The organism is Brucella haematophila (assembly GCF_005938105.1).
GTDB classification, from domain to species: domain Bacteria; phylum Pseudomonadota; class Alphaproteobacteria; order Rhizobiales; family Rhizobiaceae; genus Brucella; species Brucella haematophila.
Genome location: NZ_VCPE01000003.1, coordinates 405,416 through 420,832, shown reverse-complemented (window position 1 = coordinate 420,832; position 15,417 = coordinate 405,416). Strand labels below are relative to the sequence as shown.

Sequence of the window (15,417 nt, the reverse complement as noted above, 5' to 3'; positions counted from 1 at the left end):
CTGCGCTTTCGCAGCAAATAGAAAACGAAAGAACCGATATGTCGATGCAGGCAGATACAGGGAAAAAGTCGGGAGAGACAGGCCGCGAGGAAGCCGATCCCAAGCGCTCGTCCCTGTTCGTCGGATCGACCGAAAAGACGTTTCAGATCCTACACGCCTTCGACGGGCCGCAGCGGCAGATGCCGCTTTCGGAAATCGCGAAACTGGCTGGGCTGGATCGAAGCGCAGCGCAGCGTCTGGTTCACACACTGGAGACGCTTGGTTTTCTGCGTCGCGTCCATAATACGCGTAACTACGCCCTGACCTCCAAGGTTCTCCAGTTCGCCTATAACTATCTCTCCGCCCATGAAGTCCTGCATAAGGCAGCACCCTATCTGCTGGAGATCAGCCGCACGGTCGGCGAAACCGCCAACCTTCAGGAACTGGACGGGACGGAGATTGTCTATGTCGGTCGCTTTCCAGGCCAGCACCTCGTCAATGTCGACATTATGGTCGGCAGTCGCCTACCCGCCCTTTTCACGGCATCAGGAACCGTCATCCTGTCCCACCGCTCGCCGGAAGAGCAGGAAGAAGTCTTCGAACGCTCCGTATTGAAGTCGCTGACGCCTTATACGGTAACGGACAAGGGCCGCTTGAAGGCCCGTATTCAAGAGGCGGCCGAAAAGGGCTATGCCATCGTGGCCAATGAAACGGTTCTCGGCGATATTTCGGTTGCCGCCGCTGTAACCGACGAACGTGGCCGCGCCGTTGCAGCCGTCAATATCGCCGCGCCGACCACAAGATGGTCGCTCGAACGCGTCGAAGCCGAATTGGCACATCATGTTCAGGTGGCCGCAACGTCGATCTCCATGTCGAAGTTCATTCGCTAGGACCAGATTAGCGTCGCTTTAACCACCTGCTGCGCTTTGGGCATGCGTCGTGGCTCTAGCATCAGTTTCGTTTAGCCAGCGCGACGTTGAGGTCGTGCTTGCCGAGTGCGGTATGCATCTCGTTTCAGACTGAATAGCCTCGTGCCACCACACCCCGCTACCGCTGAGACGGTGAATGGAAGAAGTTTTCCCCGCCTCAAGATTTCGTCATGCAGATGCGGCCGCCAGCAAGGCTGCGGTCAACCACCTTCCCCATTGAACAACATCGTCCAGAGTTTCTATGAGGTCGTGACGGACTTCGATCAAAACGCCAGGTAATTTCCGGCTATCAGCATGGGTCGGCACTGTGTAATCTTCGTCTGGATGGATATTATACGGTTCATTATCTCCAATAATTAAACCTGTTTCCTTCTCCAAGGCAGCGATCAATGCGCGGCCAAAGACTTTGGCTTCTCCATATAGAATACCCGCATGCCATGGCCTGACCGTTCCGCTATAAACGGGTGTAAAACTATGCACACCTACAATAATCGTGGGTTGGCTCTGTTCAGCCCGCCCATCCAGTCTGCGCCTGACGGCATCAGCAAAAGGGCGAAACAAAGTGTCGATGCGTTGCTGGCGTTCGACTTCACTTAGCCCACGGTTTCCAGGAACAGGCGTAGCCTCGCTGATTTCTGGAATGGCGGAGGCCACATGTAGCGGCCGATTGCAGTCTATGACCAAACGCGAGTAATTCGTCATAAAAAGCGGTGCATCGAGTGCGGCACTCAGTTGCTGGGATAGGGCATTTACGCCGATATCCCAAGCGATGTGTCGCTGCCTTTCCTCATGCGACACGCCCAGATCACCAAGCGCGCGTGGTATGCGGTTGGACGCATGTTCGCACAGAAGCAAAAAAGGCGATTTCCCATCGGGATTGACAACCGCATATGGCGGCGGTTCGTCAATCGCTAATAGTGGTTTCGCTGGATCATGACGCGCCGCCATAGCCGAAAATCTCGTTTCGTCTTTCATAGCTTGTCCCGCATCAATAGACAGCTGCATAGCGATTACAAAGTTCATCAGGCGTATGCCCGGAAACGATACTGATCTCTTTCCGTTTCATTGCGAGGTAACAATCAATGAAATCCTTTGAGAACCATCCCGTTACGGTCGTGTCCTGTTGAAGTGCCTCGAGCGCCTCTTCAAGGCTGGCCGGCAGCCTCCGGATGCCCAGTCGCTCGCGTTCCGCATCTGTCATGTCAGCCGGATCGGAATTGGTGAGCGGTGGCTGTTCAAGCTCGGCCCGGATACCCTCAAGGCCTGCCCGCAACAGAACCGCGAGCGACAGATGCGGACTCGCGCATCCATCTGCGGCTCGAAATTCCATATTGAACTGCCGTGCCGGATTGCTTCCCGGTAGATCGAGGGTCGGACAAATCCGCAGCGTCGCCTCCCGGTTCTTTTCGCCGAGGCAGGTGTAAGCCGCACTCCAATGATGCGGCACAAGCCGCAGATAAGACAATACCGACGGCGCCGTAAAGGCCACGAGTGCTGGAAGATGCTTGATAACGCCAGCAGCAAAAGATCCGGCTATTTTCGAGAGCCTGCCAGGGCGATCAGGATCAAAAGTTACGGGATTGCCATCAAGATCGGTGAAGCTGACATGGAGATGGACACCATTGCCGACCCCATCCGCCGAAATTTTCGGAGCAAAGCTGGCATGCCAGCCGAAACTGGCAGCAACTTCACGTGTGACCGCCCGAATTGTGGCCCCACGATCCGCCGCAACAAGAACGGGCGCGGGTCGGCATGTAATTTCGAATTGATCCTTGCCATATTCTGGCAGGAACATTTCCGGTTCAGCCCCAGCCTCTTCCAGAGCCTGCATCAACAGGGAAGGAAAGGCGCCCGTGCGACGTTGCGCACGCAAACCAAAAGCTGGCGCATCTGGCCAATCTGCACCGACGATCTGAAATTCCTGTTCGACCGCGCTCACGACACGAAGGCCGGCTTCACGTTCATACGCCTCAATCGTCTCCTTGAGGAAAGTACGCACGCAACAATCCCACGGTGAACCGTCGAGATGGGTAATATCGGCATGGTAAAAATGCAGCGGTGTTTCGTCTGTAAGGCAAGAAACACGGACGCGGCTCTCTGCATCCGGCATCAGACGCAGGTCACCTTTCGAGCCCCAGGGATTGTCTCCCGCAATTTCATCGAATGGTGTCAATGCCAGGTTGGCTGGCACCCAGCCCACACCCTTGCGCAAGTAACTGTCGAGTTCGCTCGCTGCAAAGCTGCGCCCACGCGTAATGCCACAAAGATCAGTCGTGACGATGGTAGCAAGCTCCATGAGGCTCGCATCGGCTTTCGTGCGATTATCCATCTTTTTTTCCCGGAATTCGATGTCAGGACTTGAGTGCATTGAGCCGCGCGAGAACGGTCTCAGTATCGGTGATCCAGCAATAGCCAGCATAAGCGTTGAGTGCGGCTTCGTGACGTTCCTGCGTGTAGGTTGCGCAGGCATCATGCACGACCGTGACGAGATAGCCCCGGTCGGAAGCGTCGCGTACTGCCATGTCGACGCATTGATCGGTGACAACACCGGCAATGATAAGGTAGCGGGTGTTGAGATTACGCAGTACGTAATCGATATTGGTCGAGTTGAAGACGCCGGACGAGGTTTTTGGTAGAACGATCTCGTTCTCAATCGGCTTCAACGCGTCGATCACTGCCCCCTCAGGCGCATCTTTCGGCACATGCATGTCAGACAGTTTATGATCGAGCGAACGATCACGACCATCATTTGTCAGGCTCTGGATGATCGTGTGGAGGATATTGCACTCGGCAGCGCGCGCTGCATCGAGGATGCGCTTTTGATTGGGTACCACCAAATCGCGCAGGCGGCGATGATAGTAGCTGTCAGCATCCTGCGGGTGCGTCGGATCGAGATTGGGCTCGCACCAGATGCGCTGCATATCCACCAGCAGCAGAGAGGTCATGTCCCGCTCGTAAGCGCTTTCACGGCGCAAAAGATCGCTGCCGAATTTTACTTCGATGGAAGCCATCGTCTTCTCCTCATGAGATCAGTCGGTCGAATGCGCTCACTTGCTTGGTTTGAGCGCGTCTTCGGTAATTGCATAGCTGCGGCGCAGTTCTTCCAGCCGCTGGATGCGTTTCAGCGATGTGGCTGAAAAGCGTGTAGTGAGAGCAGCGATCAACGCTTCAGTTTGCGCCATGGCAGGCACCATGGTGTCATAGGGTGAAGCTGTATCGACCGGTGCCGTAAGTGTGATCGCGGCAAACTCGGCAATGGGAGAAAGCCACCGATCGGTGAATAGAATGATTTTTGCCCCCTGATCGGCAGCGTGCCGTGCAAACCGGATGGTACCGGTTTGATATCGACGATAATCATAAACGAAGAGCGTGTCCTTGCGTCCAAGGTCAATCAGACGATCAACCTCATCCGCTTCCGCTCCGTTGATCCAGTGTGTATCGGAACGCAGTTGTTTCATATGGGCCCACAACATGCCGGCCAACATGCCACTAAAACGCCCACCCAAACAGTGAATGCGCGTACTGGTATCGGCCGCCGCATCCACGACCGCTTCAAAATCATGCGCAGGCATGGTCGACTTGGCAGTCCCCAGCGCCTGAATGCTTGCATCAAGAAAATGCTGATAGAAATTGTTCTGCCCTGGTGCAGGCTTGCGCGTATCCATCATTGAAAGAGGAGAGCTCATGCGTTCCTGCACTTCACTGACAAGTGCGGCCTGAAATTCCGGATAACCGCTGAAGCCAAGCTTATTCACAAGTCGCACAACAGTCGGATCGCTGACCCCGGCAACTGATGCCAAATGTGCGACTGTGTTGAGCCCCGAAGCCGGATAATTCGACAGAAGTTCACGTATAATTTTCAGTTCCGACCGCGTGAAGTCGATAGCGCCATCGGTCAACCTATCCCTGACACTCATGCCATTTCCCCCATCAGACAATGTGTGCGCCTTCGCATATCCGGGATCATTGAAAGAAGATTGGTCGTGTAAGCATGCTGTGGCGAGCCAAACAGATCTTCCGTCGCGTTGATTTCACAAATTCGGCCCTGTTGCAGCACCGTAATACGGTCACAAATCTGGCGAACGACTGGCAAGTCATGGCTGATGAAAAGAATTGTCAGCGATAGTTTTTGCTGCAAATCCTTCAACAAGTTCAATATCTGCGCCTGAATAGACACATCCAGCGCTGAAGTGGGCTCGTCACAGATAAGAAAGCGCGGCCGGCTTGCTAAAGCCCGGGCAATGGAAATGCGTTGCCGCTGGCCACCGGAAAACGCAAGGGGATATCGCCGCGCGGCTGTGGCATCAAGACCCACGGCATTCAATAGCTCCAGCATGATTGGTTCGGCCTGACGGCGACTGGTTGCAAGCCCGTAATGTACCATCGGCTCGGCTATGATGTCCCCAACCCGCATCTGCGAGTTAAGAGAAGAATAGGGGTCCTGGAACACCATTTGCGTGTCACGTCTGATCTGCTGACGCACCGGAAAAGGAGCAGCGAAGACATCCTGACCGCCGAAAAACATCTGGCCATGGCTTGGGCGCGTCAGTCCTGCGAATATACGCGCCATGGTCGACTTACCCGATCCGGACTCCCCGACAAGCCCCATCACCTCGCCCTGTCGAATGTCGAGATTGATGTCATGCAGCGCCTTGAAGCCGCCCGATGCCTTGCCAAAAAACAGGCTCTTGCCGCCGTAGACCTGTTCCACGTGGCGCAACTCAACCAAAGCGTCATTGATCGATGAAGCGCCGCCCGCATTCCCTTGCAACAACCATTGCATGGCAATATCGATATTCTTTGGAGCGCCAGCGACCGGAAACCGATCAAGCTTGACGTCGCCGCGCGGCACAACGGAGATCAGCGCACGACTATATTCGTGCTGGGGCGTTTCGAGAACCGCTTGCGTGTCGTTCAGTTCAACGATCTCTCCCGCGCGCATGACAGCCACCCGGTCGGCGATCTGCGCGATGGCCCCCATGTCATGGGTGATGAGCATGACGGCGACGCCACGCTCCAAAGCCAGCTTACGGATCAACTCCAATATCTGCGCCTGAACGGAAACATCGAGCGCTGTGGTAGGCTCATCCGCAATAATCAGTTCCGGTTCTGAGCAGAGTGCAAGTGCAATGACGGCGCGCTGGCGCATGCCACCGGAAAATTCATGCGGCCAGTCTTTTATGCGTCGCGCAGGCTCTGGAATTCCGACCACTTCAAGCTGACGGATAGCCTCTGCCTTTGCATCCGCCTTCGACATCGGACGATGGGTCCGGATCGTATCGACCAACTGACGTTCGATAGTGAATAGTGGATTGAGACTTGTCAGCGGGTCCTGAAAAATTGTTGAGATGCGTTTGCCACGCAAAGCCTGCATAGCCTTGATATTGCGTGCATCGATGATGTCACCCGAAAGTCGGACTTCACCTGCACTGATGAAGCCTGGAGCCTGCAACAGGCCGGTAATGGCCGCCCCGACAGTCGACTTTCCGGCCCCGGATTCACCGACTATGCCAAGAATTTCGCCTGCGGCAATGTCGAATCTGACATTGCGTACCGCGCTGAACGTGCCGTGGCGGCTGGGAAAATCGACGCAAAGATCACGGATCGATAGAATGGGAGGCTTTGAAGATACCATCGCTCAAACCCCTCTTGGATTGAGTGCGTCGCGCAGCCAGTCGCCAAGCACGTTGATCGCCAGTGCGAGCGCCAGAAGCGTGACTGCGGGGAACAAAAGTATCCACCATTCCCCGGCAAAGAGAAAATCCTGACCGCTACGAATGAGCGTACCGAGCGATGGTTGGGTGGCAGGCAAGCCTGCACCAAGATAGGACAATGTTGCCTCGGTTATAATGGCGAGCGCCAAAGAGATGGTGGCAATCACCAGAATGGGGCGCCGCACATTGGGCAGAATATGGCGGGCGAGAATGATGCGGGTCGGTAGCCCCATCATGAGCGCAGCCTGAACATACTCACGTTGTTTTTCCACCATCACCGCCCCACGCACGGTACGCGCATAGGAGACCCAACCTGAAAAGCCGATTGCCAGTATAAGAACATAAACGGCCATCGTATCGCGTGCGCCAGGTGGCAAAAGCGAACGGGTCAGTCCAAAAATGAGCAGTGCTATCAGGATCGCCGGAATGGACAGTTGTACATCTGCAATGCGCATGATGATCGCATCGATGCGTCCTCCGAAATAGCCGGAAATCAATCCTAATGTGACGCCAATACTCATCGAAAGCAGGACTGCCGCCAAACCAACCAGCAAGGATACACGAGTTCCATAGAGGGTCGCAGACAGGATATCGCGACCCTGATCGTCCGTACCCAGAATATAGAACTGGTTGGAGAACTCATTGATGCTCCACGGTGGAGTATTGGCTGACAGCAGATCGAGCTGCGCCGGATCGAGGATGTCCTGGGGCGCCAGCAACGGTGCGCCGACGGCAGCAATCAGTATCAGAACCAGAACCACCGTCGCAAAAATCGCACCCGGTGAACGAAGATAAGCGTAGCCTATGTCCGAACGAAAGAAGCGCAGAATTGACGTCATTTCACACCTCCCGCAACCCGCAGGCGTGGGTCGATGAGATAGTAGATGCAATCAACCACCATATTGATCGTCACGAAGATCAGAGATGTCAAAAGGAGATAGGTTGCCATGATCGGCACATCGGAGAAATTGACGGAATTGATGAAGAGAAGTCCCACACCCGGCCATTGAAATACGGTTTCCGTGACCACAGCAAAAGCAATGATCGATCCCAATTGCAGTCCCGCAACAGTTACGACCGGTACCATTGTGTTCTTCAAAGCATAGGAGAAATAGATCAGTCGCTGCGACAAGCCGCGTGCCCGGGCAAATCGAATATAATCCGAATGCATCACCTCCAGCATTTCCGTTCGCACCAGCCGCAAGATGAGTGTCAACTGGAAGGTTGCAAGAGAGATCGCAGGCAGGATGATTGCCAGCCAACCGGATTTCGTCAGCAGACCAGTCGTCCACCAGCCGATTTTAACCGTGTCGCCGCGTCCAAAAGCCGGTAGCCAACCGAGCCGAACCGAGAATATATAGATCAGCGCAATACTGATCAGGAAATTCGGCAGCGATACGGCAACCAGCGATCCCGTCATGGCAAGCTTCGAAAAGATGGAGCGCGGACGCAATGCAGTCAACACACCAAGCGCGATGCCCGCCGCCATGGCTATGACAAATGAAAGTACGGCGAGTTCGAGAGTTGCTGGAAGCCGTTCGATAATCAAATCCAGTACGGGACGTCCGACGCGCGTTGAAACACCAAAGTCTCCATGCAGGATCGAGACAATGAAACGCCAGAACTGAATATAGAAGGGTTGGTCGAAGCCGAGCTCTGCGGCAAGCCGAGCGCGATCCTGCGCAGTCGCATCCTGTCCCAGCATATTTTGCAGCGGATCGCCGATAAAGCGAAACGCGGCAAAGGACAGGAAGGCTGTGATTAACATGACTGGCACAGCCGATCCCAGTCTGCGCAGGAGGAAGGCGATCATTTGTCTACCGATATCGTCTTGACGAAGAGACTGTTGGACAGGTTCGACGTGATGTGAATTTTCTTCGCCGAAGCACGAGCCAGCATCTGCGCATGGATCGGCAAATAGAAGCTTTCGTCCTGAACGACCTTCCAGATCTCAGCGATCGTCGCATTACGCTTTTCGATATTGGCTTGCGTACCCAGCGTCTCGATCTTGGCATCGATCTCGGCATTGTTGAAGTTCACAGCGCTCCACGCACCGCGTCCTTCGCTTCGGGAGTGCACAAGATTGTCGAACACATATTGAGAGTCGAAGGTCGAAGCCCCCCAGCCCATCAGGTAGAAATCCGTTTTGCCATTGGCGACCATTGGGAACACCACACCGGCGGGCTGCACATCGAGATGAACCTTGATCCCAATCTTAGCCATCATGCCGACAATAGCCTGACAGATACGTTCATCATTGACGAAACTGTCATTGGTACAATTGAGCGTGACCGAGAAGCCGTCGCCATATCCGGCTTCGCTCATCAGTTGTTTGGCCTTCTCGATATTGACCTCGGGCAACTTGCCCATTTCTTCCGTATAGCCATTGATGAAAGGAGGCGCGATGGTTCCGATCGGAATGGACTCACCCCGCATAATCGCCTTACCAATAACACTGCGATCAATTGCGATGTTCATCGCCTGACGCACTCGCTTGTCAGCGAATGGATTTCCCTTCGCTTCACCGTAAGTGAGCTTGTCGGCCCCCATATTGACGCCAAAAAAGATGGTACGGTTTTCAGGCCCCCTGACCACGCGCAGTTCCGGATTCTGTTCCAGCTTGGCAATGTCCTGCGGGGGAACGTCCTGCAGGAAATTTACCTCTCCGCTGATGAGTGCCGAAACGCGCGTGGCTGGCGACTGGATGGGGGTATATACAATGCGATCAATATCGAGAGGAAACTGGCCTATACCCCAATATTTATCATAGGCTGCCAGTTCAGTGCGACGGTCTGCTTCACGACTGACAAGACGATAGGCTCCTGTGCCGTTTTCGTTGCGTGCGGCATAGCTTTCCTTGCCAGCCTTGAAATCCTGCGGGGATGCGGCATCATTCTTTTCCGCCCAGGCTTTGTTCATCATGAAAATATTGACAAGATTGTTGACCAGCAGCGGGCTCGTGCCTTTGGTCTTGATCTGTATCGTATGCTCGTCCTTGGCAGTTACGCTATCGACCGCCGTCAGGAGCGAGCGTACGTTTGATGTTGGTGCCATGGCACGCTGAAACGAAAAGATGACGTCGTCAGTGGTGAATGGCGCACCGTCATGAAAGGTAACATCCGGGCGCAGTTTGAACTCCCAAATGTCGGTCTGGTCGGGCAGCATCTTCCATTCGGTCGCCAAAACGCCAATCAATTTGCCGTCGTCAGACCGAGCCACCAGCGGCTCATAGATCTGATGGTTGAAGGCATGGGTTATACCCTCATTATAGGCGTGGGGGTCGAGCGTCTGCACGTCCGACGCACGCGCCCAATTAAGCGTTTCAGCCGTTGCCGGCAGTGCTGTGGCCACCAAAGCCGCCATGCCTGCGGAAGCGACGAGATAAGCGAGACGCGAGCGCTTTGTGCGCATCTGGACTGGATTGAAGAAGTTCATCACGATACGATTTCTCCGTTGACGCCAGTGGCGCCGGAAAGGAACTATGCCGAAATTTCAAGTGTTTATGATCGCCTAGGCGACACCACACCAATCAAGAATAGCGGCAGCCATAACCTTGGTGGTCATCTTGATGGACGCCACATCGGCCCATTCATCAGCCGCATGCTGGTTCGCACCGAATGGGCCGTAACGTATGGGTTGGACGCCCGCGACCGCATAATGCGCACCGTCTGTCACACCGATAGAACCGCGCAACGCCGTTGGCTTGCCAAGGCTGGAACGCCTGTCAGTAACGATCTTGACCAATTGATGGTCGGCTGCCGTATTCATCGGTGGAAAGTGGAGATCATAGAGATCCCATTTCACGTCGATCGGATTTTCGCGCAGCCACGGATCGGTGGCGCAGAAATGCGCCACGAACTGTTCAAAATCCGCACGAATTTCCGCACTGGCTTCATGCGGCATGAACTTATGATCAATATCGATGACGGCGACATCCGGCACTATGCCAGGATTTGTCATGATCATCGGCAAACCGTCCGCACCAAGGCCAGCGCCGATCCGCACCGATCCCACGCCAAAATGATTGATGCCCGGAGCCATCATGGGATGACTTTTCACGCGGGCGTTGGCGGCTTCATAATCGCGCAACGCGACAAGGAAGCGCGTAGCCATATCGGCAGCGCTGATCGGTGGGGCCTTGCGGTTTTCCTGATGGGGTTGCGGATACATACCAGTGAAACGATAAGCGGAATGACCTTGACGTCCGCGAATGGTAATACGGAGCCACTCCAGGCCACCCTGGCTGATAAAAATCTCGTCACCACCCGGCTCTGCGATAATAGCAGCCGGCGCCAGATAACCCGCCTTGACCATGGCTTTCGCACCGAAGCCACCAGCTTCCTCATCGACGACAGAATGCAGTGAGACCTTACCCTGAAGCGCGATACCCGCTTCTCGGATCACCCGCAGTGCTTCGATGCAGCAGGCCATGCCAGCCTTCATATCCATCGTGCCGCGACCGAGCACTTTACCGTCTCGAACATCGCCGCAAAACGGGTCGTAGCTCCACTCGCGGACATCACCGACCGGAACGACGTCGATATGACCGCACAAGATCAAATCACGGTCGCCATTACCGACTGCTTCCGTCTCAGCCAGAAGATTAGGGCGCCCCGGCAAAGCGTCAAATGTCTTTATTGCAAGGTGGCTACCAGACAGTTCGCGCGCAATCAGCGCCTGCACTTCGGCTTCACGTCCCTCTTCGGGCAGGTCCTGAAATTTTGGATTGACGGAGGGAATTCTAACCAAATCACTGGTCAATCCCACGACCCGATCTGACCGGGCATCCAACCGCGCCCAGACATCGGCGACAGCGTCCTCAACTCTCATCTGCATCGTTCCCTCCTCGCGACTTTTACCACGGCCAATTCAAAGTCAAGCCGTAGCCCGGAGAAGGCTTTTCAATGCCCTTTCATCTCCAGCGCGATTTGAAACTCAGTATGAGTATCAGAAAAATAATGTCAATAAAATTTCATTATTGATAAGAGAAATTTTAAAAGAGGATTTTATTACATTTTGGTCGACACCCTGATTAGCCAGCATTGAGCTGGGCAATCAGGTCCGAAAAGCGTTCACCCTGAACAGCAATGTGCATACGCAACGCAGCCGAGGCGTCTTCGCTATTGCCCGACAAGATGGCCTTCACAATCCGGTCATGCTCCTCAAATGAGGCTCGCATTCGATTTCGCAATCGCAACTGCAAGCGACGGTAAGGACGCAAGCGGCGATGGAGCGCCTCACACTGCTCTTTCAAAAAGCCGTTATGGCTCGCGGTATAAATGGCTGCGTGGAAAACGTCATTGTCGTAATAATAGGCGTCCGGGTCCTCCGCTTCAGCGGATTTGGTACAATTCAGATGCGCCTCCATGAGCATCAAGCGGTCATTTTCGGTATGACGACGCGCCGCTTGCGCACCAGCCATGGCCTCCAGTTCAGCCATTACTTCGAACATTTCATAAATGCGCTCAGGTGCTGGCTCTACAACTATCGCACCCCTGCGCGGGCGAATTTCAATGAGGCCAATCGCACTCAGCTGCATCAACGCTTCACGTATCGGTGTGCGCGAGACACCAAACTGCTGAGCCAGCCGCACCTCATCCAGACGTTTTCCAGATGAGTAGCCCCCACTCAGAATTTCGTTTTCGATCTGATCACGCAATTTCAGAACAATATTTTCTGACATGGAACATCCTGTTCTAGGGAGTTAATTCTTGTATACAATCTTATTGACTTTGCATGCAAGAGGGATAAGCATAGGATGCACCTGACAGGACGACCAAGCAGTTCAGGCGTCGGCACAGATTAAGGCAAAATCGTCCAACCTTCTCAATCCGCGCCATCGGAGTAGGTTTATGAGCAGCATTTCCTCATTTCGCGACATGATTGATGCGATCGCAGACCGTGGCCGTCGACTGATTGCAAAATCACCGCGCCCCTCGCAGAAGCAATCAAACTTTGAACTGCTGATGCTGCACTGTGAGCATCTCCTCTCGAGTAAGGGAGAAGCTTCGGGCCTCGCACTAGCGCAGGATATACTGACCGGCTGGGAATTGCTCGGCAAAGACGAGCAGCGTAAATTCATGAGTGCCCTTCTTGATAAATACGGCGCCAACACTGCTCGTCTTGATAAAGCCATCGACGATTACCGTGCATCGCCAAATCCCGATGCTCTTTCCAGACTGCATGACGCGGCGGAACCAAGACGGCAAGAACTCATTCGCAGATTGAATGCAGCCCCAAGGGGAACAGCTTCGCTGGTCCTGATGCGCGATGCACTTCTGCATATGCAGACATCGATGCCCGAGCTTGGAGCGGTCGATTCAGACTTCTCACATCTCTTCACATCCTGGTTCAACCGCGGTTTCCTGCAATTGCGCTCCATTGATTGGACCACACCCGCACACATCCTTGAAAAAATCATTCGCTACGAAGCCGTTCATGCCATTGGCGACTGGAATGAGCTCCGAAATCGGCTAGCGCCATCGGATCGGCGGTGCTTCGCATTCTTTCATCCGCAACTTGCGGATGAGCCTTTGATCTTTGTCGAAGTAGCGCTCACGCGATCGATTCCCGACAAGATCGGCCCTTTGCTTGATAACAAGCGCGAAGCAATCGCGGCAAACGATGCCGATACGGCGGTATTCTACTCCATTTCCAACTGTCAAAGCGGTTTGCGAGGCATTTCCTTCGGGAACTTTCTGATCAAACAGGTCGTCGAAGAGTTGCGTCGTGAACTGCCAGCACTCAAGAATTTTGTCACGCTCTCGCCCGTACCTGGGTTCGGGCGCTGGCTGAAGACCGCGAGCGTCGAAAGCGACACCACACTGGAGCTTGACCGACTGCGACAACTTCTCGAAAATGCAGGTTGGGACAACAACGAGACTTTGACAGCCGAAATCCACCCGCTGTTCTTGCGCGCGGCCACGCATTATTTCCTGAATGCTCGCACCGCCAATGGACGTCTTATCGACCCGGTCGCCCGCTTCCATCTTGGCAACGGCGCCAGGCTTGAACGTCTCAATTATCTCGGAGATGTTTCCGCAAAAGCAATGCGGGAATCGCACGGATTGATGGTCAACTATCTTTACAAGCTTGATGACATCGAGCGCAATCATGAAGCCTATGCAGAAAGAGGAGAGGTCATCGCTTCTGCAAATCTTCGCAAACCAGCTTCCATTCAGCCGCCTATAAAGGCAGCCAAAAATTCCCTGGGAACAACATATGCCTAATCACCTGTTTGACGCCATCCGCAACGCAATTTCCACGACCGACGCGATCTTCATCGAGACGCAAGCAGAGAAAATCTGGACATATGGGGATATGCTGGCGTTATCGGCGCGCCTTGCCAATGTATTGGTCGAGCGCGGCGTTAACCCCGGCGACCGCGTAGCCGTTCAAGTTGAAAAAAGCGCCGAAGCTTTAATGCTTTATCTGGCCTGTTTGCGGTGCGGCGCGGTCTATTTGCCGCTGAACACAGGCTATACCGTTGCCGAACTCGACTACTTTTTTAACGACGCCAAACCAGCCCTGGTGGTGGTCTCACCGCAAAATGCGGAAAAACTGGCCGACACGGTCCACGCCTGCGGTGCGGTTCTTGAAACGCTCGACGATACAGGCGGCGGTTCATTGATGGACCGTGCAAACGGTACCGGAGTGGAATTTAAAGATGTCGACCGCGGACCAGACGATCTTGCCGCCATTCTTTACACATCAGGCACAACAGGACGCTCGAAAGGCGCGATGCTCAGCCATGACAATCTTCTCTCCAATGCTTTGACATTGCGCGATAGCTGGCACTTTACCGCTACAGATCGGCTCATCCATGCATTGCCGATTTTTCACACACATGGCCTGTTTGTAGCAAGCAACGTTACCCTGATTTCCGGCGCATCGATGTTTCTGTTGCCGAAGTTTGATCCAGACCAGATCATATCCCGTCTGCCCAAAGCAACCGTTTTGATGGGGGTTCCGACGTTCTATGTGCGCTTGTCACAGGACGCGCGTGTAAACCGCGAAAGCACTGCTCATATGCGGCTCTTTATCTCAGGGTCGGCACCTCTTTTAAACGAGACCCACCAGACTTTCTTCCACAACACAGGGCATGCCATTCTGGAACGCTATGGCATGACAGAAACCAATATGAACACCTCCAATCCCTATCAGGGGGATCGTATTGCGGGAACAGTGGGCTTTCCACTACCTGGCGTGAATATACGAGTGGTGGATATGGAAAGTGGCAGGGAACTTCCAGTGGGAGAGACGGGAATGCTGGAAGTCAAAGGACCAAACGTATTCAAAGGCTATTGGAACATGCCTGCAAAGACCAAAGAGGAGTTCCGTGACGACGGCTTCTTCATCACTGGCGATCTCGGCCTTATCGATGAAAAAGGTTATGTGAACATTGTAGGCCGCGGCAAAGATCTCGTAATTTCCGGCGGTTACAATATTTATCCCAAAGAAATCGAAAGCGAAATCGATCTGTTGGATGGGGTACTTGAGAGTGCAGTCATCGGTGTACCACACAGAGATTTTGGCGAGGGCACGACAGCTGTTGTCGTGAAAAAGCCCGGTTCTGCGTTGGAAGAAAAGCATGTATTGATCGCTTTGAGCGAGCGTCTGGCCCGCTACAAGCTGCCAAAGCGAGTTCTATTTGTAGAAGAATTGCCGCGAAACACCATGGGCAAAGTTCAAAAGAACATACTTCGTGAGCGTTACCGCCAGCTCTATGAATAAGGGCATAGCTTTTGGCAGTGCTAACGTCGCATTTTTTCAACGCAGCAAATCTAATTACGCTG

The 15,417-nt window shown here is 54.0% G+C and carries 13 protein-coding genes; 3 read left to right on the top strand and 10 right to left on the bottom strand.

Annotated elements, in window-relative coordinates; translation table 11 throughout:
• The first annotated feature begins 44 nt into the window (after positions 1-44).
• Positions 45-869, top strand: coding sequence for an IclR family transcriptional regulator (locus FGI60_RS07110; protein WP_113534295.1), 825 nt, complete (start codon positions 45-47; stop codon positions 867-869).
• Between the two features lie 207 nt (positions 870-1,076).
• Here the strand turns inward: FGI60_RS07110 and FGI60_RS07105 are convergent, their stop codons facing one another.
• From FGI60_RS07105 to FGI60_RS07060, 10 genes are all read right to left on the bottom strand, one after another.
• Entirely contained in the window at positions 1,077-1,931 is an 855-nt protein-coding gene (locus FGI60_RS07105; RefSeq protein ID WP_235889755.1) for an N-formylglutamate amidohydrolase, read from the bottom strand.
• Positions 1,897-3,237 (bottom strand): glutamine synthetase family protein, encoded by a 1,341-nt coding sequence (locus tag FGI60_RS07100; protein ID WP_138784552.1) that lies wholly within the window; start codon positions 3,235-3,237, stop codon positions 1,897-1,899. The genes FGI60_RS07105 and FGI60_RS07100 overlap by 35 nt, the downstream gene beginning before the upstream one ends.
• Positions 3,238-3,259: 22 nt before the next feature.
• A complete protein-coding gene (locus FGI60_RS07095) occupies positions 3,260-3,919 on the bottom strand; it encodes an isochorismatase family cysteine hydrolase (protein WP_138784551.1) in 660 nt (219 codons plus the stop codon).
• A gap of 36 nt (positions 3,920-3,955) precedes the next feature.
• The gene (locus tag FGI60_RS07090) at positions 3,956-4,807 is read right to left on the bottom strand and encodes a MurR/RpiR family transcriptional regulator (protein WP_235889754.1); all 852 of its coding nucleotides are present in this window, start codon (positions 4,805-4,807) and stop codon (positions 3,956-3,958) included.
• Positions 4,808-4,821: 14 nt separating this feature from the next.
• Entirely contained in the window at positions 4,822-6,543 is a 1,722-nt protein-coding gene (locus FGI60_RS07085; protein WP_138784549.1) for a dipeptide ABC transporter ATP-binding protein, read from the bottom strand.
• A 3-nt stretch (positions 6,544-6,546) separates the two neighbouring features.
• Positions 6,547-7,461: an ABC transporter permease gene (locus tag FGI60_RS07080; protein ID WP_094513491.1), complete on the bottom strand. Its 915-nt coding sequence runs from the start codon at positions 7,459-7,461 to the stop codon at positions 6,547-6,549.
• The gene (locus FGI60_RS07075; protein ID WP_138784548.1) at positions 7,458-8,435 is read right to left on the bottom strand and encodes an ABC transporter permease; all 978 of its coding nucleotides are present in this window, start codon (positions 8,433-8,435) and stop codon (positions 7,458-7,460) included. Before FGI60_RS07075 ends, FGI60_RS07080 begins: the two co-directional genes overlap by 4 nt.
• Positions 8,432-10,057, bottom strand: coding sequence for an ABC transporter substrate-binding protein (locus tag FGI60_RS07070; RefSeq protein WP_235889761.1), 1,626 nt, complete (start codon positions 10,055-10,057; stop codon positions 8,432-8,434). The genes FGI60_RS07075 and FGI60_RS07070 overlap by 4 nt, the downstream gene beginning before the upstream one ends.
• A 75-nt stretch (positions 10,058-10,132) precedes the next feature.
• Positions 10,133-11,458, bottom strand: coding sequence for a M20/M25/M40 family metallo-hydrolase (locus FGI60_RS07065; RefSeq protein ID WP_235889753.1), 1,326 nt, complete (start codon positions 11,456-11,458; stop codon positions 10,133-10,135).
• Between the two features lie 196 nt (positions 11,459-11,654).
• Complete coding sequence (locus FGI60_RS07060; protein WP_138784547.1) at positions 11,655-12,305, bottom strand: GntR family transcriptional regulator; 651 nt, start codon at positions 12,303-12,305, stop codon at positions 11,655-11,657.
• 169 nt (positions 12,306-12,474) lie between these two features.
• On the opposite strand from FGI60_RS07060, the gene FGI60_RS07055 reads away from it, so the two are divergent.
• Complete coding sequence (locus tag FGI60_RS07055; RefSeq protein WP_138784546.1) at positions 12,475-13,851, top strand: malonyl-CoA decarboxylase; 1,377 nt, start codon at positions 12,475-12,477, stop codon at positions 13,849-13,851.
• Positions 13,844-15,355, top strand: coding sequence for a malonate--CoA ligase (locus FGI60_RS07050; protein WP_138784545.1), 1,512 nt, complete (start codon positions 13,844-13,846; stop codon positions 15,353-15,355). The genes FGI60_RS07055 and FGI60_RS07050 overlap by 8 nt, the downstream gene beginning before the upstream one ends.
• Positions 15,356-15,417 lie beyond the last annotated feature (62 nt).

Excerpts from the sequence above, each read along its gene's own strand:
- FGI60_RS07065 (WP_235889753.1), bottom strand. The coding sequence starts at position 11,458 with ATGCAGATGAGAGTTGAGGACGCTGTCGCCGATGTCTGGGCGCGGTTG.
- FGI60_RS07060 (WP_138784547.1), bottom strand. The coding sequence starts at position 12,305 with ATGTCAGAAAATATTGTTCTGAAATTGCGTGATCAGATCGAAAACGAA.
- FGI60_RS07100 (WP_138784552.1), bottom strand. The coding sequence starts at position 3,237 with ATGGATAATCGCACGAAAGCCGATGCGAGCCTCATGGAGCTTGCTACC.
- FGI60_RS07085 (WP_138784549.1), bottom strand. The coding sequence starts at position 6,543 with ATGGTATCTTCAAAGCCTCCCATTCTATCGATCCGTGATCTTTGCGTC.
- FGI60_RS07055 (WP_138784546.1), top strand. The coding sequence starts at position 12,475 with ATGAGCAGCATTTCCTCATTTCGCGACATGATTGATGCGATCGCAGAC.
- FGI60_RS07080 (WP_094513491.1), bottom strand. The coding sequence starts at position 7,461 with ATGACGTCAATTCTGCGCTTCTTTCGTTCGGACATAGGCTACGCTTAT.
- FGI60_RS07075 (WP_138784548.1), bottom strand. The coding sequence starts at position 8,435 with ATGATCGCCTTCCTCCTGCGCAGACTGGGATCGGCTGTGCCAGTCATG.
- FGI60_RS07105 (WP_235889755.1), bottom strand. The coding sequence starts at position 1,931 with ATGAACTTTGTAATCGCTATGCAGCTGTCTATTGATGCGGGACAAGCT.
- FGI60_RS07070 (WP_235889761.1), bottom strand. The coding sequence starts at position 10,057 with ATGAACTTCTTCAATCCAGTCCAGATGCGCACAAAGCGCTCGCGTCTC.
- FGI60_RS07095 (WP_138784551.1), bottom strand. The coding sequence starts at position 3,919 with ATGGCTTCCATCGAAGTAAAATTCGGCAGCGATCTTTTGCGCCGTGAA.
- FGI60_RS07110 (WP_113534295.1), top strand. The coding sequence starts at position 45 with ATGCAGGCAGATACAGGGAAAAAGTCGGGAGAGACAGGCCGCGAGGAA.
- FGI60_RS07050 (WP_138784545.1), top strand. The coding sequence starts at position 13,844 with ATGCCTAATCACCTGTTTGACGCCATCCGCAACGCAATTTCCACGACC.